Source organism: Streptomyces sp. Y2F8-2 (genome assembly GCF_014905555.1).
Taxonomy (GTDB): Bacteria; Actinomycetota; Actinomycetes; order Streptomycetales; family Streptomycetaceae; genus Streptomyces; species Streptomyces cynarae.
Window position 1 is genome coordinate 488,681 of the sequence record NZ_BNGS01000002.1, and the last position, 24,213, is coordinate 512,893.

A 24,213-nucleotide genomic window follows, 5' to 3' on the forward strand; every position below is an offset into this window, starting at 1 on the left:
ATTCCTCGACCCCCGGTGCCCGAGCGTCGTCCGGCCCACGGACCCGCTGCCCGCCGCAGCAGCACCCGCAGGCGCTCAGTTCAGCCCGGTTGCCTCTCCCGCCTCCCGGCCCCTCCCCTCCACCGCCGTCACGGCCATCGCCAGCGGACCGGGAGCCAGGAACGCCAGGGGCAGCAGCATCCACGCACACAGCGCCGCCGTCGCCAGGGCGAGCAGGATCAGGGCGCTGCCCGCCGCGTCCCGGGCGGCGGTGCGCGCCGCCGTACGCAGTGCCGTCGGCCAGTCGTTCAGTGACTCGGGGCGGGCACAGGCCCTCAGGCCCACCACCGCGGCGCACGCGCCGATCGCCGCGGCCACGGCCGTGAACGCCGGCGCCCCCGGCAGACCCGCGCCCGCCAGGGCCAGGTCCGCCGCCAGCAGCAGAACGCCCGCGAAGGCCACCGCCCCGGCCGCCAGGTCCCCGGCCCGCAGGCGGCCACGCAGCACCCGCAGGTACCGCCGCGCCGTTACCGGCCGGTCGTCCCGCACCCCGCGCAGGACCGCGCACGCCGTCGACAGGGCCGCGGGCGCGGTCAGCAGCGGCAGGGCCGCGACCGCCGTCGCCAGGCCCACGCTCAGCACGTCCGCGAACAGCGTCATCCGCGGGCCGAAGACCTCCCCGGGCTCCCGGGTCGTACGCCCGTTCATCCCTTGAGCCCCGAGCTCGCCATGCCCTCCACCAGGAACCGCTGGAAGGCGAGGAAGAACAGCACGATCGGCAGCAGCGCGATCACCGACATCGCGAACATGGGCCCGAACGCCGAGGTGCTGGAGGCGTCCACGAACGACCTCAGCGCCAGCGTCAGCGTGAACTTCTCGGGTGAGAACAGGTAGATCAGCTGGGTGAAGAAGTCGTTCCACGTCCAGATGAAGGTGAAGATCGCGGTGGTGATCAGGGCGGGGCGGGTCAGCGGCAGGATGACCAGGAAGAAGGAGCGGAACGGCCCGCAGCCGTCGATCCGCGCCGCCTCCTCCAGCTCGCGCGGCAGCCCCCGCATGAACTGCACGATGAGGAAGACGAAGAACGCCTCCGTGGCCAGGAACTTGGGCAGGATCAGCGGCCAGTACGTGTTCACCATGCCGAGCTTGTTGAAGATGATGTACTGCGGGATCAGCACCGCGTGGTGCGGCAGCATGATCGTGGCGATCATGAAGGCGAACAGCGGCCCGCGGAAGCGGAACCGCAACCGGGCGAAGGCGTACGCGGCCAGGGAGCAGGAGACGACGTTGCCGAGGACCGCGCCGCCCGCGATGAGCAGGGAGTTGCCGAGCAGCCGCCAGACCGGGACGCCGTTCACGCCGTCGAACGCCGTCTTGTAGTTCGACCACTCGAAGTGGCTGGGCAGCAGGTTCAGGCTGGCGATGACCTCGTTCGCGGGCTTCAGCGAGGTCGCGAGCAGCCACGCCAGCGGGTAGAGCATCACCAGCAGCGCGGCCAGACAGCCGGTGTGCAGGGCCACGCGGCGCCAGGCGACCGGCTTGCGCAAGGCGGAGGCGGTCGTACTCATCGGGCTCCCCCATCGGTGTCAGAGGCGTAGAAGACCCAGGACCGCGAGGTGCGGAACAGCACCGCGGTGACCGCGCCGATCGCCAGCAGCAGCACCCAGGCCATCGCGGAGGCGTAGCCCATGTGGGAGGCGACGAAGCCGCGGTCGTAGAGGTAGAGCGTGTAGAACAGGGTCGAGTCGGCGGGCCCGCCCTTGCCGGCGCTGACCGCGAAGGCGGGGGTGAAGACCTGGAAGGACTGGATGGTCTGGAGCACCAGGTTGAAGAAGATCACCGGGGACAGCATCGGCACGGTGATGGACAGGAACTGCCGCCACCGGCTCGCCCCGTCGACCTCGGCGGCCTCGTACAGCTCCCCCGGGATCTGCTGGAGTCCGGCGAGGAAGATGACCATCGGCGCGCCGAACTGCCACACCGTCAGCAGCGCCACCGCGAGCAGGGCCCAGCCGGGCCGGGTGACCCAGCCGCCGGTGCCGAGGAGGTGGTCGACCGTACCGCCGTCGTTGAAGATCGCCCGCCAGACGAGGGCGATCGACATGGAGGCGCCGAGCAGGGAGGGCGCGTAGAAGGCGGAGCGGTAGAAGCCCTTGGCGCGGCGCACGGACTTCAGCGCGAGGGCGACGACGAGGGCGAGCCCGAGTTGGAGCGGTACGGCGATGACGACGTACGTCAGCGTGGCGACGACCGAGCGCCAGTAGCGCGGATCCTCGGTGAACATCTGCGTGTAGTTGCGCAGGCCCACCCAGTGCGGCGGGTTGAACAGGTCGTAGTCGGTGAAGGAGAGGTAGAGCGAGACTGCCATCGGGAGCAGGGTGAGCACGGTCGCGCCGAGCACCCACGGGGACAGGAACACCCAGGCGGCACCCTCACGGCGGCGCTTCGGCCGGCTCGGGGTCGCGGGGCGCGTCCGGGGAACTCCCGTGGCCTGTACGTCGGTTGCCGTCATGACCTCAGCTCCGCCTTCGCCTCGGTGATGTAGTTCTTCGCCGCCTCGCGGGGCGACATCCGCTCGTACGACACCTGGTCGTAGTCGCGCTGGAAGGTGGTCTGCAGCGCGTTGTCGCCCGAGGGCGGCGCCTGCGGCGGAGCCTTGAGGTCGCCTTCGAGCGAGGACTGGTAGTCGGAGATGGTCCTGTCGAAGTCCTTGAGCGCGGGGGCGAGTTTGTCGCGCAGGGACTCGTTGACGGGAATGCCGCGGGCCGCGCCGAGGATCGCCCCGGCGTCGGGGTCGTCGATCATGAAGTCGATCAGCTCGGCGGCCTCCTGCGGGTGGGAGGTGTGCGCGGAGACGCCCATGAACATCGACGGTTTGAAGTACTGGCCCGGGGTGCCGTCCTCGCCCGACGGCATGGGCGCCAGCGCGATGCCGTCCGGTACGAGGGCGAGGAAACCGCTCGCGGGGGCGTCCCAGTTGACGTCGGACACCGCCCTGCCGCGGCCCAGCGGGGTGTTCTCCACCGAACCGTCGAGCTGGGTGGTCTGCTCGGCCGGCGAGACGGCGCCCTCACGGCGCAGCTTGTCGGTGAAGATCCACCAGCGGGTCAGGTCGTCGGCCGTGAAGCCGAGCCTCCGGTCCTTGGTGTAGAGGGACTTGCCCTGGCCGCGCAGCCACACCTCGAAGGCGTCCTCGCTCTGCCCCGGGTCGGTGCCGCCGGGCTTGCCGGTCCTCTTCGCCAACTGCCGCATGGCGTCGGCCCACTGGCTCCACGTCCAGCCCTCGCGGGGAAGGGCGACACCGGACGACTTCCACTCCTTGACGTCGTAGACCATCGTCTCGGTGCCCCGGCCCTGCGGGATCGCGTACTGCTTGCCGTTCACCCTGCCGGTGGCGAGGAGTCCGGCGTCGATCTCCGCGGTGCCCAGGGCCGCCTTCTGGGTGCCGAGGTCGAGGAGGACGCCGCCGGACGCGTACTGGTCGATCATGCGGTAGTCGAGTTGCATCACGTCGGGGGCGTCGCCGCCGGCGGCCTGGGTGGCCAGCTTCTGCTTGTAGGCGTCGTAGCCGGAGAACGACGTCTGCACCCGGATCCCGGGGTGCCGTTCCTCGAAGAGCGCGATGGCCTTCTCGGTTCTCGCAGCGCGGTCCGGGTTGCCCCACCAGGTGTAGCGGAGCACCACCTTGCCGCCTGAGCCGCCGTCATCCGTGCCCCCGCAGCCGGACAGCGCCGCGCACAGCGCCAGCACCACGGCCACTGAGCAGGACACCCTCGTCCTGTTTCCGGGCATGGGTCACCCCTCTCGCCAGAAAGCGCTTACACGCTTCAAGTGACCCTAGGTATGGTCCGGATGTCACAACAAGCCCTCTGCACCGCTTCCGTGGGACGGAGCCCCAGCATGTCTTCCGACACCGCACCTCGCCGCCGTGCCGCCGTCGTGGGTCTGGGCGCCCGCGCCCGGCTCTTCGTCGAGGCCCTCTCAGGGCCGTACGCCGACCGGATCGAACTGGCCGGCTTCTGCGACGTCAACGCCCACCGAATGGCCGTCCACAACGACTGGATCACCGCCGACCGCCCCGGCCGCCCGCCCGTACCGGCGTACGCCGCCGAGGACTTCGAGCTGATGCTGCGCCGTGAGCGCATCGACCTGGTGGTGGTGTGCAGTGTGGACCGCACGCACGACCACTACATCGTGGCCGCCCTGGAGGCGGGCTGCGACGTGGTCACCGAGAAGCCCATGACGACGGACGCCGGGCGGGCCCGCCGCATCCTGGACACGCGGCGCCGCACCGGCCGCGAGGTCCGGGTCGCCTTCAACTACCGCTACAACCCGGTGCATTCTGCGGTACGGGAGCTGCTGGCGGCGGGGGAGATCGGCGAGGTCGGCTCGGTGCACTTCGAGTGGCTGCTCGATCTGCGGCACGGCGCCGACTACTTCCGCCGCTGGCACCGGGAGAAGGCCAACTCCGGGGGGCTGATGGTGCACAAGGCGACGCACCACTTCGACCTGGTCAACTGGTGGCTGGACTCCCGGCCCGAGACCGTCTTCGCGCAGGGCGGCCTGTTCTTCTACGGCGACGAGGCCGGCCGGCGCCGGAACCTGGCCCGCCCCTACCGGCGCGCGCACGGCTCCCCGGCGGCCGACGGCGACCCCTTCGCGCTGCGCCTCGCGGACTCGCCGGTGCTCAGCGCGCTGTACCTGGACGCGGAGCGCGAGGACGGCTACCACCGGGACCAGAACGTGTTCGGGCCGGGTGTGACCATCGAGGACGACATGGCGGTACTGGTGCGGTACGCGTCCGGCGCGACCCTGACGTACCACCTCACCGCGTACGCACCCTGGGAGGGCTACCGCATCGCCTTCAACGGCAGCGAGGGGCGGCTGGAGCTGCTGGTCGAGGAGTCCACGTGGTCCCCCCGCCGGACGCGGGACGGCGCCACCGGCCCGGTGCTGCACGGGGCCGAGACCGACGTGCGGGCGGGGCGGACCGAGTTGCTGCTGCGCCGGTTCTGGGAGCGGCCGCGGGAGGTGAAGGTGGCGACCGGTGAGGGCGGGCACGGCGGCGGGGACGTGCGGATGCTGGCGGACCTGTTCGGCGAGCGCGCCGAGGATCCGCTGGGGCGGGCGGCGGACGCGACGGACGGGGCGCGCTCCCTGGTGACGGGGTTGGCCGCGAACCGGTCGTTCGAGACCGGACTGCCCGTACGGGCACGGGAGTTGCTTGACGTCTGAGCTAATCCGAGCCGGATGCCGACTATACATGCCTTCGACGGGGAAGACGAACAAACGTGCCGCCGGGTTGCGTGCGGCGGCGGTCCTGCTCGCCACCATGACTATCGGGCTCTCGGGCTGCACCACGCTGCACACCACCGCGCCCAGCACCGTCCGAGCGCGCGCCGCCCAGGGCGCGCCGGCCCGGTTCGGGACCGTGGACTGCCGCGAGTCCAAGTGCATCGCGCTGACCTTCGACGCCGGGCCGAGCGAGAACTCGGCGCGACTGCTCGACATCCTGAAGGAGAAGAAGGTCCCCGCGACGTTCTTCCTGCTCGGCGAGCGGCACATCGAGAAGTACCCGGAACTCGTCCAGCGGATGGCGGCCGAAGGACACGAGGTCGCCAGCCACACCTGGGACCACAAGATCCTCACCCAGATCTCGCCGCAGCAGATACGCGACGAACTGCAAAGGCCCGACGACGCGATAGAGAAGCTCACCGGGCACCGGCCCACCCTGATGCGTCCGCCGCAGGGCCGTACGAACGACACCGTGCACCGGATCTGCCGGGAACTGGGCCTCGCCGAGGTGCTGTGGAGCGTGACCGCCAAGGACTACATGACGGAGGACCCGGCTGTCATCGAGAAGCGGGTCCTGGACCAGGCGTCCCGGGACGGGATCATCCTGCTGCACGACCTCTACCCGGGCACCGTCCCCGCGGTGCCCGGGATCATCGACGCACTGAAGGAACGGGGATACGTGTTCGTCACCGTGCCGCAGCTGCTGGCGCCGGGGAAGGCGGAACCGGGCGAGGTCTACCGTTGACGGCCCGTCGGCTCAGCGCAGCCGGCACCGGGATCTTCTCGTAGCCGTACACGATGAACGACTCCACCTGCCGGACCTCGCCGTCCGGTCCCGGCTCGGGGAAACGGTCGAAGAGGGCGGGTAGCGCGACGGACGCCTCCAGGCGGGCCGACGGGGCGCCCACGCAGTAGTGGACGCCGCACCCGAAGGCAAGGTGGCGCAGGTTCGGCGAGGGAGCCGTCCGGGGCGAGCGCGCCCAGGTCACCCGTCCGTCCACGAGGAGCAGCGGCCGCGCGTGGCTCAGGTGAACGGCGGACCGCGCCTGCGTACGATCCCCCGGTGGTCCTCTTCCGGCTCGAACGCGTCGTTCCACTCTCCGTCGAGCAGGCCTGGCTCCGCCTCACGGACTGGCCGCGGCACGCCGACGTGGTGCCGCTGACCCGGATCACGGTGCGCACCCCGCCGCCGACGGGCGTCGGCACGGTGTTCGTGGCCCGCACCGGCGTCGGACCGCTCGGCTTCGACGACCCGATGGAGGTGGTCGAGTGGCGGCCGCCGACGCTGTGCCGCCTGGTCAAGCGGGGCGGTTTCGTCACCGGCTGGGCGGAGATCGAGGTGCTCGCGCACGGCGAGGGGCATGCAGCCGTGGTGTGGCGGGAGGAACTGGCCGTACGCCCGCTGCCGGCACTCTTCGACCGGCCGCTCGGACGGGCGGCCCGGTGGATGTTCGGGCGCGCGATGGACGGGCTGCTGAGGCCGGATCCGGACACCGGTGTCAGCGGCGGCCCCTAAAGTCCACCTCCATGACCGATGCTGCCGCATACCTCGAGACCACCAAGGCGTCCTACGACATCGTCGCCGCTGACTACGACCGGCTGCTCAGGAACGCCTTGGACGACAGCCCCTTCGACCGGGCCATGCTCGGGGTGTTCGCCGAGCGGGTGCTGGCCGACGGGGGCGGTCCCGTCGGGGATCTCGGATGCGGGACGGGACGGGTGACGGCTTATCTGCACAAACTCGGCCTCGACGCCTTCGGGGTCGACCTCTCCCATGGGATGGTGGCCGTGGCCCGGCAGGTGTACTCCGGGCTGCGGTTCGAGGTGGGGTCGATGACGGACCTCGACATCGCGGACGGCACGCTGGCCGGGGCCCTGGCCTGGTACTCCACGGTGCACACCCCGCCCCACGAACTCCCGGCGTACTTCGGTGAGTTCCACCGCGTCCTGGCGCCGGGCGGCCACCTCCTCACGGCCTTCAAAGTCGGCGACGAACGCGTCCACCTGGACCACGCGTACGGGCACGACCTCTCCCTGGAGGTCTACCGATTCCGTCCCGAGCAGGTCTCCGGACTGCTGGCGGAGGCGGGGTTCGAGGAAGTCGCCCGGCTCGTGCGCGCGGCGGACGGTTGGGAGGAGACCCCGCAGGGGTACCTCCTCGCCCGCAAGTGTGCCCAGTAGGACTCCGGTCAGGCTGGTGGCGCGTGGCCCCCACGATCCGGCGGGGATCCGGGCGCGGACCTGGGCCGAACGCGTCAAGTTCGGGTGGAAGCCGAGCAAGGCCGCCGGCGGGACGAGCCTCCGCCCGGCGCGGGCCGGTCCTCAGGCCACCGAGCCGATCCGCCGTGCCGTCGACGACGCCGTGTCGTGGTGGATCGGCGTGTGAGCCCCGGTGAGGGGCACCCCGCTGCCGCCGCGCCGGTTCGCGACGATCTCCGCCGCGATCGACAGGGCCGTCTCCTCGGGTGTGCGGGCGCCGAGGTCCAGGCCTATGGGGGACCTCAGGCGCGCCAGCTCGAGTTCGGTGACGCCGACCGCGCGCAGGCGCTCGTTGCGGTCCAGATGGGTGCGGCGGGAGCCCATCGCGCCGACGTACGCGACCGGGAGGCGCAGCGCCAGCTTCAGCAGCGGTACGTCGAACTTGGCGTCGTGGGTCAGGACGCACAGGACCGTGCGGGCGTCGATCTCCGTGCGCTCCAGGTACCGGTGCGGCCACTCGACGACGATCTCGTCGGCCTCGGGGAAGCGGGTGCGGGTGGCGAAGACGGGCCGGGCGTCGCACACGGTGACCCGGTAGCCGAGGAACTTGCCGATGCGGACCAGTGCGGAGGCGAAGTCGATCGCTCCGAACACGATCATCCGGGGCGGCGGAACGGACGACTCCACCAGGACCGTGAGCGGTGCTCCACAACGTGACCCCCGCTCTCCGATCTCCAGGGTGCCGGTGCGTCCGGCGTCCAGGAAGGCGCCCGCCTCGGCCGCCACCGTGCGGTCCAGTTCCGGGTGGGCGTCGAAGCCGCCCTCGTACCTGCCGTCGGGGTGGACGAGCAGCGCCTTGCCGAGCAGTTCCGCCGGGCCCGACGCGATCCGTGCCACCGCCGCCGCCCGCCCCTGCGCCGCTGCGGCCAGCGCGGCGGCGAGCACCGGGCGGGCGGGGTCGGCCGCCCGGAGGGGGGTGACCAGGACGTCGATGACGCCGCCGCAGGTCAGGCCCACGGCAAAGGCGTCCTCGTCGCTGTATCCGAAGCGCTCCAGGACGGTTCCGCCGTCCTCGAGCGCCTGCCGGCACAGCTCGTACACCGCGCCCTCCACGCAACCACCGGAGACCGAGCCGATCGCCGTGCCGTCGGCGTCCACCGCGAGGGCCGCGCCCGGCTGCCGGGGGGCGCTGCCGCCGACCGCCACCACGGTGGCCACGGCGAAGTCGCGGCCCTGCTCGACCCACCGGGTCAGCTCCTCGGCGATGTCCAACATCTCTCGGTCTCCTTGAACAGCGGTTGCGAAGAGGGTCCCTCGGGACAGCGGCTAGCGCACGCCCAGCCAGTTCTCGATCGGGTGGAGGGCGAAGTAGATCAGGAAGATCACCGTCAGGCCCCACATGAAGGCGCCGATCTCCCGCGCCCTGCCCTGGGCGGCCTTGATGGCGACGTACGAGACGACACCCGCGGCGACACCGGTGGTGATGGTGTACGTGAACGGCATCAGGACCACGGTCAGGAAGACCGGGATCGCGGTGGCGCGGTCGGCCCAGTCCACATGGCGGGCGTTCATCAGCATCATCGCGCCGATCACCACCAGGGCGGCGGAGGCCACCTCCTGGGGGACGATCGCCGTCAGCGGGGTGAAGAACAGGCACGCGGCGAAGAGCAGGCCGGTGACGACGGAGGCGAGGCCCGTGCGGGCGCCCTCCCCCACGCCCGTGGCGGACTCGATGAACACGGTCTGGCCCGAGCCGCCCGCCACGCCGCCGATCGCACCGCCCGCGCCGTCGATGAACAGCGCCTTGGACAGGCCCGGCATCCGGCCCCTGTCGTCGGCGAGCCCGGCCTCCGTGCCGACGCCGATGATGGTGGCCATCGCGTCGAAGAAACCGGCCAGCACGAGGGTGAAGACGATCATCCCCACCGTCATGGCGCCGACCTTGTCCCAGCCGCCGAACTCCACGTGCCCGAAGAGCGAGAAGTCGGGCATCGAGACCGCGCCGCCGTGCAGTTCGGGCGCTCCGCTCGCCCAGGCGTCGGCCTTGATGACGCCCGCCGCGTTCAGCACGGCCGCCACGACAGTGCCGCCGACGATGCCGATGAGGATGGCGCCGGGGACGCCCCGGGCCTGGAGCATGAAGACGAGGAGGAGGGTGCCGGCGAACAGCAGGACCGGCCAGCCGGTCAGCTGGCCCGCCGGGCCCAGGGTGACCGGGGTGGCTTTGCCCTGGTGGACGAAGCCGGACTTGTAGAAGCCGATCAGGGCGATGAACAGGCCGATCCCCATCGTGATCCCGTGCTTCAGCGCCAGCGGGATCGCGTTCATGATCATCTCACGGAGGCCGGTGACGACCAGGAGCATGATGACCACGCCGTAGATCACACACATGCCCATGGCCTGCGGCCAGGTCATCTGCGGGGCGACCTGGGAGGAGAGGACACCGGAGACGGAGAGGCCGGCGGCGAGGGCGAGCGGCACCTTGCCGACGAGACCCATCAGCAGCGTGGTGAGGGCCGCCGCGAACGCGGTCGCGGTGATCACGGCCTTCTGGCCGAGGGTGTCCCCCGCGGCGTCCTTGCCGGACAGGACGAGCGGGTTGAGCAGGAGGATGTACGCCATCGCCATGAAGGTGGTGATGCCGCCGCGGACCTCGCGGGCGAGCGTGGATCCCCGCGTCGATATGTGGAAGTACCGGTCGAGCCAGGGCCGGCTGCCGGACGGGGCGGGGGGTTCCGTGCCGGCGTCTTCGGCTGTGGGCCTGGGCTCGACTGAGGGGTGGGTCATGGGGCCGTCTCCCAAGTTTCATAGGGGGTTGGGATGTGCACGACCCGGGGGACGGCCCGAGACGAACGGGGGTGTTGCGGTGGTGCGACCGGCGCCGGAGTGGCCGTGGGTCGAGCTCTTGCCCGGCGCCGCAGTGGCCGTCGGTCGAGGGCTTGCCCGGCGCCGGGGTGCCTCCCCAAGCCCTTCGAACAGGGGGACCCCGGCGCCTACCCGTGCCGCCCTGCGGCACGACTGCCCGCAACGGCGGACGACCCGTGTTACGCCGTGCCCGTGAGGTGTTCGGGACGTACCGGCGTCCTGTTCAGCTCCAGCCCCGTCGCGTGGCGGATCGCCGCGAGCACGGCCGGAGTCGATGACAGCGTCGGAGCCTCGCCCACGCCGCGCAGCCCGTACGGGGCGTGGTCGTCGGCCAGTTCCAGGACGTCGACCGGGATCGTCGGCGTGTCCAGGATCGTGGGGATCAGGTAGTCCGTGAACGACGGGTTCTTCACCTTCGCCGTCTTCGGGTCGACGACGATCTCCTCCATGACCGCGATGCCCAGTCCCTGGGTCGTACCGCCCTGGATCTGACCGGTCACGGACAGCGGGTTGAGCGCCTTGCCGACGTCCTGGGCGCAGGCCAGTTCGATGACCTTGACCAGCCCCAACTCGGTGTCGACCTCGACCACGGCGCGGTGCGCGGCGAAGGAGTACTGGACGTGGCCGTTGCCCTGGCCGGTGCGCAGGTCGAAGGGCTCGGTCGGGCGGTGCCGCCACTCGCGCTCGATCTCCACGACCTCGTCGCCGAGCACGTCCACCAGGTCGGCGAGCACCTCTCCCCCGTCGGTGACGATCTTGCCGCCCTCCAGCAGCAGCTCCGCCGTCGCCCAGGCCGGGTGGTACGAGCCGAACTTGCGGCGCCCGATCTCCAGGACCTTCTCGCGGACCAACTCGCAGGCGTTCTTCACGGCGCCCCCGGTGACGTACGTCTGGCGGGACGCGGACGTCGAACCGGCCGACCCGACCTGCGTGTCCGCCGGGTTGATCGTCACCTGGGCGATGCCCAGCTCGGTGCGGGCGATCTGCGCGTGGACGGTGACGCCGCCCTGGCCGACCTCCGCCATCGCCGTGTGGACGGTGGCGACGGGTTCCCCCGCGACGACCTCCATGCGGACCTTGGCGGTGGAGTAGTCGTCGAAGCCCTCGGAGAAGCCGACGTTCTTGATGCCGACCGCGTAGCCCACACCGCGTACGACGCCTTCGCCGTGCGTGGTGTTGGACAGGCCGCCGGGCAGTTGCCGTACGTCCGCGCCCTCGGAGCTCTCCCACTGGCGCTCCGGCGGCAGGGGCATCGCCTTGACGCGGCGCAGGAGTTCGGCGACCGGTGCGGGGGAGTCGACCACCTGGCCGGTGGGCATGACCGCGCCCTGGGACATCGCGTTGCGCTGCCGGAACTCCACCGGGTCCATGCCGAGCCTCTTGGCGAGCTTGTCCATCTGCGCCTCGTAGGCGAAGCACGCCTGGACCGCGCCGAAGCCGCGCATGGCGCCACAGGGCGGGTTGTTGGTGTAGAGGGCAACGGCCTCGATGTCGACGTCGTCGACGACGTAGGGGCCGACCCCGAGCGAGGAGGCGTTGCCGACCACCGCCGGGGAGGAGGACGCGTACGCGCCGCCGTCGAGGACGATCCGGCACTTCACATGGGTGAGCTTGCCGTCCTTCGTCGCGCCGTGCTCGTAGTACAGCTTCGCCGGGTGGCGGTGGACGTGCCCGAAGAAGGACTCGAAGCGGTTGTAGACGATCTTGACCGGCTTGCCGGTGCGCAGGGCGAGCAGACAGGCGTGGATCTGCATCGACAGGTCCTCACGGCCGCCGAAGGCGCCGCCGACACCGGCCAGGGTCATCCGGACCTTGTCCTCGGGCAGGCCGAGGACGGGTGCGATCTGACGGAGGTCGGCGTGCAGCCACTGGGTGGCGATGTAGAGGTCCACGCCGCCGTCCTCGGCGGGGACGGCGAGACCGGACTCCGGGCCGAGGAAGGCCTGGTCCTGCATGCCGAAGTGGTATTCGCCCTCGACGACGACGTCGGCCCGCTCGCGTGCCGTCGTCACGTCGCCGCGGACGATGGGCTGGCGGTGGACGATGTTGGGGTGCGGGACGTGGGCGGCGTGGTGGTCCGTGCGGTTGTCGTGGACGAGGATCGCGTCCGGGGCGAGGGCGGACGCCTCGTCCGTGATGACCGGCAGTTCGCGGTAGTCCACCTTGATCTTCGCGGCGGCGCGGCGTGCGGTCTCCGGGTGGTCGGCGGCGACGATCGCGACGGGCTCACCGTGGTGGCGTACCTTGCCGTGGGCGAGGACGGGGGTGTCCTGGATCTCCAGGCCGTAGTTCCTCACGTCGGTCGGCAGGTCGTCGTACGTCATCACCGCGTACACGCCGGGCGTTGCGAGTGCCTCGCCGGTGTCGATCGACACGATCTCGGCGTGAGCGACCGGGGAGCGCAGGATGTGGCCCCAGAGCATGTCCTCGTGCCACATGTCGGACGAGTACGCGAACTCGCCGGTGACCTTGAGCGTGCCGTCGGGGCGGAGCGTGGACTCGCCGATGCCGCCCTTGGTCCGGGACCCTTGGGTGATCTTCGTGGGGAGGCCGATGGGGGCACCTCCCTGCTCGAACGTAGTTGAGAGCTTGGGGGACGCCATGGTCAGACCCCTTCGGACTGCCGGGCGGCCGCCAGGCGGACCGCGTCCATGATCTTCTCGTAGCCGGTGCAACGGCACAGGTTGCCCGACAGAGCCTCGCGGATGTCCGCGTCGGTCGGGTTCGGGTTGCGCTCCAGCATCTCGTCGGCGGCGACCAGCAGGCCGGGCGTGCAGAAGCCGCACTGGACGGCGCCGGCGTCGATGAACGCCTGCTGGACGGGGGCGAGGTCGGTTCCCTCGCCGGTCTGCGAGTCGGTGCCGTCGGCCTGACACCGTTCGGCTTCGTCGAGGGACGTGCCGCGGGAATCGGCCCCGCACGTGCGCTGCTTCGCGTAATCCGCCAGCCCCTCGACCGTGACCACCTCGCGCCCCTCCGCCTGCCCGGCCGCGACCAGACACGAACACACCGGCACGCCGTCCAGGCGGACCGTGCACGAGCCGCACTCGCCCTGTTCGCAGGCGTTCTTGGAGCCCGGAAGGCCGAGCCGTTCCCTCAGGACGTACAGCAGGGACTCGCCCTCCCAGACGTCGTCGGCCTCCTGCGGGCGTCCGTTGACCGTGAAGTTGACGCGCATCACGCAGCTCCCTTCGAGGTGCGGCGGGTGCCGCGGTACGACTCCCAGGTCCAGGTCAGCGTGCGGCGGGCCATGACCCCGACCGCGTGGCGGCGGTAGCTCGCGGTGCCCCGGACGTCGTCGATCGGGTTGCAGGCGGCGGCGCACAGCTGCGCGAACTGCCGGGCGACGGAAGGGGTGATGATCCTGCCGTCGTCCCAGAAGCCGCCCTCCTCCAGGGCCGCGTTCAGGAACTCCTCGGCGGCCTTGGCCCGGACGGGCGTGGGCGCGGCGGAGCCGATGCCGGTGCGGACCGTGCGGGACTCGGGGTGCAGGGCGAGCCCGAAGGCGCACACCGCGATCACCATCGCGTTGCGGGTGCCGACCTTCGAGTACTGCTGGGGGCCGTCGGCCTTCTTGATGTGGACGGCGCGGATCAGCTCGTCGGCGGCGAGCGCGTTGCGCTTGACGCCGGTGTAGAAGGCGTCGATCGGGATGAGGCGGGTGCCGCGGGCCGCGGACTCCACCTCGACCTCGGCGCCCGCCGCGAGCAGGGCCGGGTGGGCGTCGCCGGCCGGGGAGGCGGTGCCGAGGTTGCCGCCGACGCCGCCGCGGTTACGGATCTGCGGGGACGCCACCGTGTGGGAGGCGAGGGCCAGGCCCGGCAGCTCGGCCCGCAGGTTCTCCATGATCTTGGTGTAGGGCACCGAGGCGCCGAGCCGCACGCTGTCCTCACCGACCTCCCACTCGTAGAGATCGCCGATGCGAGTGAGGTCCATCAGATGCTCGGGCCGGCGGTGGTCGAAGTTGATCTCGACCATCACATCGGTGCCGCCCGCAATCGGTACGGCGCTGGGGTGCTCGGCCTTGGCGGCGAGCGCCTCCTCCCAGCTTGCGGGGCGAAGGAAGTCCATGACCGGCTCTCTTCTTCGTCTCGGGGGCGGTACGGATCGAGCCATGTCCGGTGCGGCGGCCCGGCTCGTTCAAGTGCTGTTCACGGGGAGTGGAGTCAGTACACCGCCGGGTACTCCAACGGGGTCAGTCACCGAAAACATGAAGGAGTTGGCTGGTGAGGGCGGCCATCTTGTAGATTCATATGAACGGAGGCCGTCCGTAACCTCTCCGGTTTCGCCTGGAAACACGACGCACCGGCGGCGGCGACCGTGAGCACGGCTTCCGAAAAGCCCAGGCCAACGCCCTGGCCGACCGACCATGGATTTCCGGACAAGAACGGCGGCAACGACACATGCGGCTGCGCGCACTGCTGAACACCGACGCGCTGGGGCTGCGGCTGCTCGGCGGCGAGGACGAGCTCGACCGTACCGTGCGCGGTGTGATGACCACGGACCTGAAGGACCCCAGCCGGTACCTCTCCGGCGGTGAACTGGTCCTCACGGGCCTGGCCTGGCGGCACGACCCCGCCGACTCCGAGCCCTTCGTGCGGATCCTGACGAGCGCCGGTGTGGCCGCGCTCGCCGCGGGTGAGGCGGAGCTGGGCGACGTCCCGGACGACCTCGTCGTGGCCTGCGCCCGGCACCGGCTGCCGCTGTTCGCCGTCCATGAGTCGGTGGCGTTCGCCACGATCACCGAGCACGTCGTACGGCAGGTCTCCGGCGAGCGGGCCGGGGACCTGGCGGCCGTGGTGGACCGGCACCGGCGGATGATGACCCCCGGCCCTGCGGGCGGCGGCCCGGACGTCGTCCTGGACCTGCTCCACTCCGACCTGGACCTGCGGGCCTGGGTGCTCTCCCCCACCGGCCTGCCCATCGCCGGGCCGACGCCGGGTCTCGCCGCCGACGTGTGCGCCAGGCTGGCGGCCGAGCATCTGGCGGCGACGCGCACCGGGCGCCGGGGACCGCACCGGGTGACGCTCGGCGCGACGACGTACTCCCTCTTCCCGATCCGCGGCTGGGGGCACCGCCCAGCGGTAGCTGGGGGAGGGCGGACCGGCGGCGCCTCCCGGGACGTGCGCGAGACGGTGCTGTCCGACTGGCTGCTCGCGGTCGAGGCGGACGCCGGGGACTGGGCCGAGGAGCGCCTCGACCTGCTGCACGGCGTCACCCAGCTGATCGCGGTCGAACGGGACCGGCGCGACGCGGCGCGCACCGTGCGGCGGCGGCTCGCGCAGGAGGTCCTCGAGCTGGTGCAGGCGGGGGCCGCCCCCGCCGAGATCGCGGCCCGGCTGCGGGTCGCCGCGCCCGTGCTGCTGCCGGGGCTCGGGTCGGCGCCGCACTGGCAGGTGGTGGTGGCCCGGGTCGAGTGGGACGGCGGGGAGGTCGAGAGCGGGCCGGTCGCCCAGGCGTTGCTGGAGGAGATCCTGGTCGACGCTCTCCCGGGCTCTTCGAACAAGGGCTACCCGGGGTCCACCGGCCCGGAGCACTCCGACCGCATCGCGGTGGCCCACACCGGGGACGAGGCGATCGCGCTCGTGCCGCTTCCGTCCGTGTCCTCCGAGCAGGACGCTTCCGAGCAGGGCGTCCTCGCCGACACCCTGCTTCAGGCCGTACGGGACCCGCTGTCCGCGGGCCTCGCCGACGACGGCCGGCTCACGCTGGGCGTCAGCGCCGCGGTGCACTCGGCGGAGGGGCTGCGCGGCGCCCTGGAGGAGGCGCGGCACGCCCGCCGGGTCGCCGCCGCCCGCCCGGGCCGGGTCTGTGCGGCCGGCCACCAGGAGCTGGCCTCGCACGTGCTGCTGCTGCCGTTCGTCCCGGACGACGTGCGCCGCGCCTTCACGGCCCGTCTGCTGGATCCGCTGCGCGACTACGACCGCCGGCACCGCGCCGAGCTGATCCCGACCCTGGAGGCGTTCCTCGAGTGCGACGGCTCCTGGACCCGTTGCGCGACCCGGCTCCACCTGCACGTCAACACGCTGCGATACCGGGTGGGGCGTATCGAGCAGTTGACGAGCCGTGACCTCTCGCGCCTGGAGGACAAGCTCGATTTCTTCCTCGCATTGCGTATGAGCTGAGGTCAGGGCGGTGGTGCACCGGTGGCCGCAACAGCCGCCGGTGTCCCACGACTTTGTGAAATCCTTCACCCAGCCTCTTGGCCTCGCGCCGCGGTTGGTGCTGGAATGCCGCCACCACCTAAAGCTCGATGGCGTGCTCGGGAGGGCAACGTGGCGCATACCGCCATGTCTGGTACCGGAACGACCGCAGCTGACGATCCACTCCAGACCGCGGTATGGCGGCTGCGCTCGCGCGCCTGCTGGGCCGATGCGGCGGCCCTCCTCCGGCCCGTGGCGGCCGAGGCGTCCCTCCAGCGGGCCGCGCTGCTGGTCGAGCGGTGCCTGTACACGGAGAAGGGCTGGGAGGAGGCCGAGGACGCGCTGCGCACGGCCGAGGCTCAGGCCCACAGCGACGAGGAGCGGGGCGCGGCCGCTTGTGAACGCGGGTACTTGGCGTACGCCGCCACCCTGCTAGGGGTCCGGGACCGGGCCGACGAGGCGCGGGCCGCGCTCGGCCGGGCGGCGGCGCTGATCCCTCCGGGGACGCCGGGGAGGGCCCTGCTGGACTTCCGGCGCGGTCTGGTGGCCCAGAACCTCGCCGACGCCCCGCAGGCCGCCCGTGCGGCCTACCGGCGCGCCCACGCGGGCGCCGTCGCGCACGGCGACGCGCTGCTGCTCTCCTTCACCTGGCGGCACCTGGCGGGGCTCGCCCTGCGGGACGGCGAGGTGGCGGAGGCGCGGCACGGCTTCGCCGAGTCGCTGCGGATCCGCGAGGAGCTCGGGTACCTCGTCGGTACGGCCCCGGCGCTGGCGTCGCTCGCGGACGCGGAGTCCGAACCGGAGGCGTCCCGGCTGCGCGCGGAGGCGGGGCGGCTGTTCCGGCTGCTGGGGGGCGTGCCGACGTGGCTGGCGCGGCAGCTGGCGCCGATGAAGCCGGCCGCATCGTAGGGGTTTGTCGGGGTACGCACCGTCTCGCCTTCAGAAGAAGCTGAGAAATTGCTGTGCCAGGCTGGCGCGCCGATCCCTTGGCCGCCCCCTTGGAGGAGCACCCCGATGACCCTCGTCAACGGCTTGCCCGCGCACGTGTTGTTGGTCCACTTCGTCGTCGTCCTGGTCCCGCTGAGCGCACTGGCGCTCGTCGTCAGCGCCGTGTGGCCGAAGGCCGCGCGACGGCTGGGGCTGATCCTGCCCGTGCTGGCCTTCGTCACGCTGGTGACCGTTCCGCTGACCTCCCACGCGGGTGAGTGGCTGGAGCGGCACGTCGCCGGCGACCCTCTGGTGCGCAAGCACGCCGAGCTCGGGGACGGTCTGCTGCCGTGGGCCCTGGGCCTGTTCCTGCTGGCGACGGCCGTGTGGTGGACGGCCCGCCGGACGCCGGCGCCGCAGGGCGGCACGGACGGGCCTCGCGGCGGTGCGGACGGGCCTCGCGGCGGTGCGGTCGTCCGGGTGGCGGCGGCCGTGCTGTCCCTGGTCATGGCCGTCGGCGCGGTGGTCGACGTGTACCGCATAGGCGACTCCGGTGCGAAGGCGGCCTGGCACGACGCCTTCTCGAAGACCGCCACCGGTCACGGGGACTGAGCCCCGCCGCTCACAGGCTCCGGACGAACGTCCACAGGGCGTCGTGGAACGCGGGGTCGCGGGCCAGGAGGACGACGGCGGTGAGGAGGATGGCGACGGCGGCGGGGCCGACGAACGCCGCCCGCCCGCCGAGGCCGTCCCGGCCCGCCCGCCGTGTCCGCCTGCCCGGCCGGTCCCGGTGAATCCGCGGCCGAGCCCGCTGCCCTGTTTCGAACATCACCATCGGTCACCCCCGTGGGACGGTCGCCCCCTCTCCGGCCGACACGCGGGGGAACGCCGGAGCGGTTCCCTCATTCTGCGACCACAGGGAGGGCCCCGTCAGCAGGACCCCGTGAAGTGCTCCCGCACGAGTGACTGCACCACCGCCAGGTCCTGGGCGGCCAGCGCGTCGAGCAGGGCCGTGTGCTCGGCGGCGTCGGCGAGCAGGTCGGCGCGACCGCGGAAGGAAGGGGCTTCGACCAGGGGCCACTGGGCGCGGCGGTGCAGGTCGTCGGCGATCCGCAGGAGTTGCTCGTTGCCGGCCAGGGCGAGGACCGCGCGGTGGAAGGCGCGGTCCGACTCGGCGTAGGTCGCCCGGCACCCGGAGGACGCGGCGCGGACGGTGGCCTCGGCCAGCGGGCGCAGTTCCGCCCAGCGCTCGGCGGGGACCGCGCGGGCGAGCCGCAGCATCACCGGGACCTCGATCAGGGCCCGGATCTCGGCGAGTTCGGCCAGTTCCCGGGCGCCGCGCACCACGACACGGAAGCCTCGGTTGGGCACGACCTCGACCGCGCCCTCCAGGGCCAGCTGCTGCATCGCCTCGCGCACCGGTGTGGCGGACACCCCGAACCGTTCGGCGAGCGCGGGCCCCGAGTACACCTCACCGGGCGCCAGCTCGCCCCTGACCAGCGCGGTGCGCAGGGCGTCGAGTATCTGCCCGCGGACGGAGGCCCGCTGGACGACGGGACGCCCGTCCTCCACGGGGCACCCGGCGGCCATGTCCTCCCGTACGCGGGGATGCGGGATCGGCGGCTCGCTGTGGGTGTGCTCACCGCGCGTGGCGCCCGCGGCGGCGGCCCGCTCGCGGACCTCGTCCCCCGGCCGCAGCTGGTGCGGAACCCGTGCGGCCTGCGCACGGGGTGCCGCGGCCCTCGTCTCGGTAGAGCCCTCCGCGCGGCGGGAACTGGCCTGCTCCACGGGCTCCTCCTCCGGTCCTGCGGCGTCCTGCCCTCTGTGATTTGTTTCACGACGGTTGTTTACCGCTCGTAAAGCACGTTAGGCACCTTACGCTCCGGTTCCCCCACAGACCACCTCCGATAAGGAGTGCCTTACCTCCCCACACCCGGTCCGGCGAGCGTTCCCGGGCCCGACGGTCACCGGCCTCGGCACGGGCGCGACGGCCCCCGGTGGCGGCCGGACATCCCTGCCGCCAGGGTCCCAGGGGCACCGCACGCCTGTGACGCCGACCGCGTCACCAAACCGACCAGCAACAGGGTCACTTGGGCGAGCTTCAAGGAGCCCCGGCGACCAACTACGGCTCCGATACCGTAAGATCCAGCCACGAATGAGGCCCCCGCGCGACCCACACGCGTTTCACAAGCTCCTCACCTGTCGCAGGAACTTTCCGTGGAACCACCGGTACGGGTAGTCTTGTTCGAACTCAACTCCCGCCCCTCAAGCGGCAGTTCGAGCAGAACGCCGTCCTGGGCATCCCCTTGCACATCCGTGGCGGCCTCTTGCCCCGAAACCCCCTGAGGGGCGGCGGGATTGGGCCACTATGGCGGGCGTTACGCCCTATCCCAATGCAAGGGACCCCAGATGAGACTGACCGACATATCGCTGAACTGGCTGCTTCCGGGCGCCGTACTGCTCCTGGGCATGCTGGTGGCGGTGGCGGTGCTCGCGCGTGGCAAGCGCTCCTCCGGGGCAAACGCGAGCGCGGACGACTCGTGGGAGCGCGCCGAGGAGCGCCGCAGGCGCAAGGAGACCATCTACGCCACGGCCTCCTACGTGCTCCTCTTCTGCTGTGCGGCCGTCGCCGCGGCACTCTCCTTCCACGGCCTGGTCGGCTTCGGCCAGCAGAACCTCGGCCTGACCGACGGCTGGGAGTACCTGGTCCCGTTCGGCCTGGACGGTGCGGCCATGTTCTGCTCCGTGCTCGCCGTCCGTGAGGCCAGCCACGGCGACGCGGCGCTCGGCTCCCGGATCCTGGTGTGGACGTTCGCGGCGGCGTCCGCCTGGTTCAACTGGGTGCACGCCCCCAGGGGCATCGATCACGCGGGCGCCCCGCAGTTCTTCGCCGGCATGTCGCTGTCCGCGGCGGTGCTCTTCGACCGCGCACTGAAGCAGACCCGCCGCGCCGCACTGCGCGAGCAGGGCCTGGTGCCGCGTCCGCTGCCGCAGATCCGTATCGTCCGCTGGCTGCGGGCGCCCATCGAGACGTACAAGGCCTGGTCGCTGATGCTCCTCGAGGGTGTGCGCAGCCTGGACGAGGCCGTGGAGGAAGTGCGCGAGGACCGGCGCCAGAAGCAGCTGAACAAGGCGCGGCGCCGCGAGCAGCAGCGGGCCGAGCGGGTGCAGTTGAAGGCGCTCAGCCGCGGCCACCGCGCGCTGACCGGCGGCAACGGCGGACGTCAGGTCGAGGTGCAGACCGTCGAGCGGGCCCCCGCACCGGTCTCCTCGGAGCCTGCCATACCCGCGGGGGAACTGCCCTCGCGTACCCGCCCCTCGCTCCAGCCCGTCCGGAATTCCACCGCTGACCCCATCACGGTCGACCTCACCGCCGAGGACGACACCATGGCGCTGCCGCGGCTCGACTCCCTGGAGCGCAAACTCAAGGACCTTGAACAGCAGTTCGGCTGAGACCGGACACCATCCCGGGAAGGGGGCGCGGCACGATGCCGCGCCCCCTTCCCGTTGTCGGCGGCTCCTGCGGCGCGCCCCTGCGGCAACCGCCTCAGGCGGCGTCCGCACCGAGGTCGAACCACACCGCCTTTCCCACACCGTGCGCCCGCACGCCCCACGCGTCCGCCAACGACTGGACGAGGATCAGTCCCCTGCCGTGCGTACCGTCGTCGTCGCTCGGTGCGTGCAGCCTCGGCCTGCGTCCCGCGAAGTCCCTTACCTCCACGTGGAGTCCGCGCGCTGAGACGGTCGCGGTCAGGACCGCGTCGCGGTCGGTGTGGATGAGCGCGTTGGTCACCAGCTCACTCGTGAGCAGCTCCGCTATCTCGGAGCATCCCGGCCTTCCCCAGTGCCGCAGCAACTCCCTGAGCGCCCTGCGCGCTTCGGGCACCGCCCGTAGGTCCGCCCGTCCCAGCCGGCGCCTGAGCTGGGGGGCCGCCGACCGGTCCGTCGGCGTGTCGGTCGCTTCCTCCGTCGTCTTCGCCGAGGAGGCCCCGATCACCACGGGACCGCCCCCTCGTGCTCGCCTCTTCATGACCCCCGCCCCGTAGGTGGATGCCGGTTCCCCTCTGCTCGAACACCTCCACGGACATGCATGCCCCGCCGACGAACCGGCAGTCATGGTGACGGCGTTTCTCCTCGACTTCGGGACACGGGGACGTTCCTTGGTGACGTGGTATCAGCCGTCATTAGGCCAAACGGATTGTTATTCATATTGTCGGTATGTCGGATATGACACAGATCAGGATGGTCTGTACGTTCAATCTCGCATCGGCTTTCAGCCGACGTCTCTCAGACAGGAGAAGTGACATGGCAACGCGTTCCACCGTTGTAACCGCCGCGATCGCGGCTGCCGCGGCCCTGGCGGCCACCGGCATCACCTACGCCAACGCGGCTTCCGAGCCGGGCCAGGCGGCTCCCGTCGCCCCGGTCGCCGCGGCCCCCGCCCCCGCTGCCGCCCCCGCCCTCCCGCAGGGCGGCAACGGCGACAACAGCAAGGGCAACGAGGGCCGTGAGGACCACGGGGACCGTGAGGACCACGGGGACCACGGGGACCACGACGAGGACTACGGTCGCGGCTACGACCACGAGTACTACGGCAAGGTCCGCATCAACGAGCGTGAGTACCCGGCCATCCCGGACGGCTGCGTCACGATCGTCAGCGGCCTCGGCTCCAAGAGCCTCAACATCCGCAACGACAGCAAGAAGACCGTCGAGGTCTTCTCCGGGGCCACCTGCGACAACGGCGCTCCCATCGCCATCGTCGGCCCCTGGAGCCAGAGCGACGGGGTCCACCCCCGTCACGTCAAGGGCGGCGTCAAGGTCAAGCACGGCGTCGTGGGCAGCTTCCGCGTGATCCGTCACCACCACGAGGACTACGACCACGACCGCGACCACGGCGGGCGCGACCACGAGGGCAAGTGATCGAGCCGTCCGTCGCTGACACAACAAGGAGAACCCCGGCCCGCCGGAATCGGGCCGGGGTTCCGGTCTTGGAGCCTCGCACAGCGAGGCGCGCCGTGTCAGGGCCGTGGCACGTTGCGCAGGTTGGAGCGTGCCATCTGCACCATGCGGCCGACACCGCCCTCCAGCACGATCTTCGAGGCGGACAGGGCGAAGCCCGTCACCATTTCCGCGCTGATCTTCGGCGGGATGGACAGGGCGTGCGGGTCGGTGACGACATCGACCAGCGCCGGACCCTTGTGCCTGAAGGCGTCCTTCAGGGCGCCCGCGAGCTGCTTGGGCTTCTCCACCCGTATGCCGTACGCGCCGCACGCGCGTGCCACGGCCGCGAAGTCGGGGTTCTTGGTGGCGGTGCCGTACGAGGGCAGTCCGGAGACCATCATCTCCAACTCCACCATGCTGAGCGAGGAGTTGTTGAACACGACCACCTTCACGGGCAGGTCGTACTGCACCAGGGTGAGGAAGTCGCCCATCAGCATGGAGAACCCGCCGTCACCGGACATCGACACCACTTGCCGGCGCCGGTCGGTGAACTGGGCCCCGATCGCCATCGGCAGCGCGTTCGCCATCGAGCCGTGGGAGAACGAACCGATGATGCGGCGACGGCCGTTGGGCGAGATGTAGCGGGCGCCCCACACATTGCACATCCCGGTGTCGATCGTGAACACCGCGTCGTCATCGGCCACTTCGTCCAGGACGGAGGCCACGTACTCCGGGTGGATCGGAACGTGCTTGTCGACCTTGCGCGTGTACGCCTTGACGACGCCTTCCAGCGCGTCGGCGTGCTTCTTGAGCATCTTGTCGAGGAAGCGCCGGTTCTCCTTGGTCCGCACGCGCGGGATGAGACAGCGCAGGGTCTCCTTGACATCGCCCCACACCGCGAGATCCAGCTTGGAGCGGCGGCCCAGGTTCTCCGGACGGACGTCGATCTGGGCGATCTTCACGTCCTTCGGCAGGAAGGCGTTGTACGGGAAGTCGGTGCCCAGCAGGATCAGCAGGTCGCACTCGTGGGTGGCCTCGTAGGCGGCGCCGTAGCCGAGCAGGCCGCTCATGCCGACGTCGTACGGGTTGTCGTACTGGATCCATTCCTTGCCGCGCAGGGCGTGCCCCACCGGGGACTTGATCTTCCCGGCGAACTCCATCACCTCGGCGTGCGCACCCCGGGTGCCGCTGCCGCAGAAGAGGGTGACCTTCTCCGCCTCGTCGATCATCGCCACGAGCCGGTCGATCTCGGCGTCACCCGGGCGGACGCTGGGCCGGGAGGTGACGAGGGCGGTCTCGGCGGACCGGTCGGGGGCGGGCTGGGCGGCGATGTCGCCGGGGAGCGAGACGACGCTCACGCCGCTGCGGCCGATCGCGTGCTGGATGGCCGTCTGCAGCAGCCGGGGCATCTGCTGGGGGTTGGATATCAGCTCGCTGTAGTGGGAGCACTCGCGGAACAGCTGGTCGGGATGGGTCTCCTGGAAGTACCCGAGGCCGATCTCGCTGGAGGGTATGTGCGAGGCGAGGGCCAGCACCGGGGCCATCGAACGGTGGGCGTCGTACAGGCCGTTGATGAGGTGGAGGTTGCCGGGCCCGCAGGAGCCGGCGCAGGCGGTCAGCCCGCCGGATATCTGGGCTTCGGCGCCGGCCGCGAAGGCGGCGGTCTCCTCGTGCCGTACGTGCACCCAGTCGATCGCGGAGTTGCGGCGCACGGCGTCCACGATCGGGTTCAGGCTGTCGCCGACCACCCCGTAGAGCCGCTTGACCCCCGCCCGCACGAGGATGTCGACGAACTGGTCGGCGACGTTCTGCTTGGCCATGTAACCACGCACCCCTTCGCTGTCCCTGGATCCATGTATCCACA

22 protein-coding genes are annotated in these 24,213 nt (G+C 71.4%); 9 read left to right on the plus strand and 13 right to left on the minus strand.

What is annotated here, in order from left to right:
• Positions 1–75 precede the first annotated feature (75 nt).
• The 4 genes from SY2F82_RS07620 to SY2F82_RS07635 are packed head-to-tail and all read right to left on the minus strand — an operon-like array spanning position 76 to position 3,771.
• A complete protein-coding gene (locus SY2F82_RS07620; RefSeq protein ID WP_200418183.1) occupies positions 76–687 on the minus strand; it encodes a hypothetical protein in 612 nt (203 codons plus the stop codon).
• Positions 684–1,547, minus strand: a complete 864-nt coding sequence (locus SY2F82_RS07625) for a carbohydrate ABC transporter permease (RefSeq protein ID WP_200418184.1) — start codon at positions 1,545–1,547, stop codon at positions 684–686. Before SY2F82_RS07625 ends, SY2F82_RS07620 begins: the two co-directional genes overlap by 4 nt.
• Positions 1,544–2,491, minus strand: coding sequence for a carbohydrate ABC transporter permease (locus SY2F82_RS07630; RefSeq protein ID WP_200418185.1), 948 nt, complete (start codon positions 2,489–2,491; stop codon positions 1,544–1,546). The genes SY2F82_RS07625 and SY2F82_RS07630 overlap by 4 nt, the downstream gene beginning before the upstream one ends.
• Entirely contained in the window at positions 2,488–3,771 is a 1,284-nt protein-coding gene (locus tag SY2F82_RS07635; RefSeq protein WP_200418186.1) for an ABC transporter substrate-binding protein, read from the minus strand. Before SY2F82_RS07635 ends, SY2F82_RS07630 begins: the two co-directional genes overlap by 4 nt.
• Before the next feature lie 108 nt (positions 3,772–3,879).
• On the opposite strand from SY2F82_RS07635, the gene SY2F82_RS07640 reads away from it, so the two are divergent.
• The 4 genes from SY2F82_RS07640 to SY2F82_RS07655 all read left to right on the plus strand — a co-directional run bounded on the left by SY2F82_RS07640 (position 3,880) and on the right by SY2F82_RS07655 (position 7,455).
• Positions 3,880–5,214, plus strand: a complete 1,335-nt coding sequence (locus SY2F82_RS07640; protein ID WP_200418187.1) for a Gfo/Idh/MocA family protein — start codon at positions 3,880–3,882, stop codon at positions 5,212–5,214.
• Positions 5,215–5,311: 97 nt separating this feature from the next.
• Entirely contained in the window at positions 5,312–6,019 is a 708-nt protein-coding gene (locus tag SY2F82_RS07645; RefSeq protein WP_236041253.1) for a polysaccharide deacetylase family protein, read from the plus strand.
• A gap of 318 nt (positions 6,020–6,337) precedes the next feature.
• The gene (locus SY2F82_RS07650) at positions 6,338–6,790 is read left to right on the plus strand and encodes an SRPBCC family protein (protein WP_200418189.1); all 453 of its coding nucleotides are present in this window, start codon (positions 6,338–6,340) and stop codon (positions 6,788–6,790) included.
• Positions 6,791–6,801: 11 nt separating this feature from the next.
• Positions 6,802–7,455, plus strand: coding sequence for a class I SAM-dependent methyltransferase (locus SY2F82_RS07655; protein WP_200418190.1), 654 nt, complete (start codon positions 6,802–6,804; stop codon positions 7,453–7,455).
• Positions 7,456–7,596: 141 nt separating this feature from the next.
• On the opposite strand, the gene SY2F82_RS07660 is transcribed toward SY2F82_RS07655, so the two are convergent.
• The 5 genes from SY2F82_RS07660 to SY2F82_RS07680 form a co-directional block, all read right to left on the minus strand.
• The gene (locus SY2F82_RS07660) at positions 7,597–8,748 is read right to left on the minus strand and encodes an XdhC family protein (protein ID WP_200418191.1); all 1,152 of its coding nucleotides are present in this window, start codon (positions 8,746–8,748) and stop codon (positions 7,597–7,599) included.
• 51 nt (positions 8,749–8,799) lie between these two features.
• The gene (locus SY2F82_RS07665; RefSeq protein ID WP_200418192.1) at positions 8,800–10,260 is read right to left on the minus strand and encodes an NCS2 family permease; all 1,461 of its coding nucleotides are present in this window, start codon (positions 10,258–10,260) and stop codon (positions 8,800–8,802) included.
• Between the two features lie 257 nt (positions 10,261–10,517).
• Positions 10,518–12,941, minus strand: coding sequence for a xanthine dehydrogenase subunit D (gene pucD / locus SY2F82_RS07670; protein ID WP_200418193.1), 2,424 nt, complete (start codon positions 12,939–12,941; stop codon positions 10,518–10,520).
• A 2-nt stretch (positions 12,942–12,943) separates the two neighbouring features.
• Positions 12,944–13,516 (minus strand): (2Fe-2S)-binding protein, encoded by a 573-nt coding sequence (locus SY2F82_RS07675; protein ID WP_200418194.1) that lies wholly within the window; start codon positions 13,514–13,516, stop codon positions 12,944–12,946.
• Complete coding sequence (locus SY2F82_RS07680) at positions 13,516–14,409, minus strand: xanthine dehydrogenase family protein subunit M (protein WP_200418195.1); 894 nt, start codon at positions 14,407–14,409, stop codon at positions 13,516–13,518. Before SY2F82_RS07680 ends, SY2F82_RS07675 begins: the two co-directional genes overlap by 1 nt.
• 332 nt (positions 14,410–14,741) lie before the next feature.
• Between SY2F82_RS07680 and SY2F82_RS07685 the strand changes: the two genes are divergently transcribed.
• The 3 genes from SY2F82_RS07685 (at position 14,742) to SY2F82_RS07695 (ending at position 18,020) form a co-directional block, all read left to right on the plus strand.
• A complete protein-coding gene (locus tag SY2F82_RS07685; protein WP_200418196.1) occupies positions 14,742–16,463 on the plus strand; it encodes a PucR family transcriptional regulator ligand-binding domain-containing protein in 1,722 nt (573 codons plus the stop codon).
• Positions 16,464–16,613: 150 nt separating this feature from the next.
• A complete protein-coding gene (locus SY2F82_RS07690) occupies positions 16,614–17,390 on the plus strand; it encodes a hypothetical protein (RefSeq protein WP_200418197.1) in 777 nt (258 codons plus the stop codon).
• 105 nt (positions 17,391–17,495) lie between these two features.
• On the plus strand, positions 17,496–18,020 hold the full coding sequence (locus tag SY2F82_RS07695; protein ID WP_200418198.1) for a DUF2231 domain-containing protein: 525 nt from the start codon (positions 17,496–17,498) through the stop codon (positions 18,018–18,020).
• Positions 18,021–18,030: 10 nt separating this feature from the next.
• Here SY2F82_RS07695 and SY2F82_RS07700 read toward each other — a convergent pair whose 3' ends face one another.
• Both SY2F82_RS07700 and SY2F82_RS07705 read right to left on the minus strand, forming a co-directional pair.
• Positions 18,031–18,243 (minus strand): hypothetical protein, encoded by a 213-nt coding sequence (locus SY2F82_RS07700; RefSeq protein WP_200418199.1) that lies wholly within the window; start codon positions 18,241–18,243, stop codon positions 18,031–18,033.
• Between the two features lie 95 nt (positions 18,244–18,338).
• Complete coding sequence (locus SY2F82_RS07705; RefSeq protein WP_200418200.1) at positions 18,339–19,196, minus strand: GntR family transcriptional regulator; 858 nt, start codon at positions 19,194–19,196, stop codon at positions 18,339–18,341.
• 621 nt (positions 19,197–19,817) lie between these two features.
• On the opposite strand from SY2F82_RS07705, the gene SY2F82_RS07710 reads away from it, so the two are divergent.
• Positions 19,818–20,861, plus strand: coding sequence for a DUF2637 domain-containing protein (locus SY2F82_RS07710; RefSeq protein WP_200418201.1), 1,044 nt, complete (start codon positions 19,818–19,820; stop codon positions 20,859–20,861).
• 94 nt (positions 20,862–20,955) lie between these two features.
• Here SY2F82_RS07710 and SY2F82_RS07715 read toward each other — a convergent pair whose 3' ends face one another.
• Entirely contained in the window at positions 20,956–21,408 is a 453-nt protein-coding gene (locus SY2F82_RS07715; protein WP_236041255.1) for an ATP-binding protein, read from the minus strand.
• A gap of 305 nt (positions 21,409–21,713) precedes the next feature.
• Here SY2F82_RS07715 and SY2F82_RS07720 point away from each other — a divergent pair, with 305 nt between their 5' ends.
• On the plus strand, positions 21,714–22,328 hold the full coding sequence (locus SY2F82_RS07720; RefSeq protein ID WP_200418203.1) for a hypothetical protein: 615 nt from the start codon (positions 21,714–21,716) through the stop codon (positions 22,326–22,328).
• Positions 22,329–22,426: 98 nt separating this feature from the next.
• Here the strand turns inward: SY2F82_RS07720 and SY2F82_RS07725 are convergent, their stop codons facing one another.
• Positions 22,427–24,169, minus strand: coding sequence for a pyruvate dehydrogenase (locus SY2F82_RS07725; protein WP_200418204.1), 1,743 nt, complete (start codon positions 24,167–24,169; stop codon positions 22,427–22,429).
• Positions 24,170–24,213: the final 44 nt, after the last annotated feature.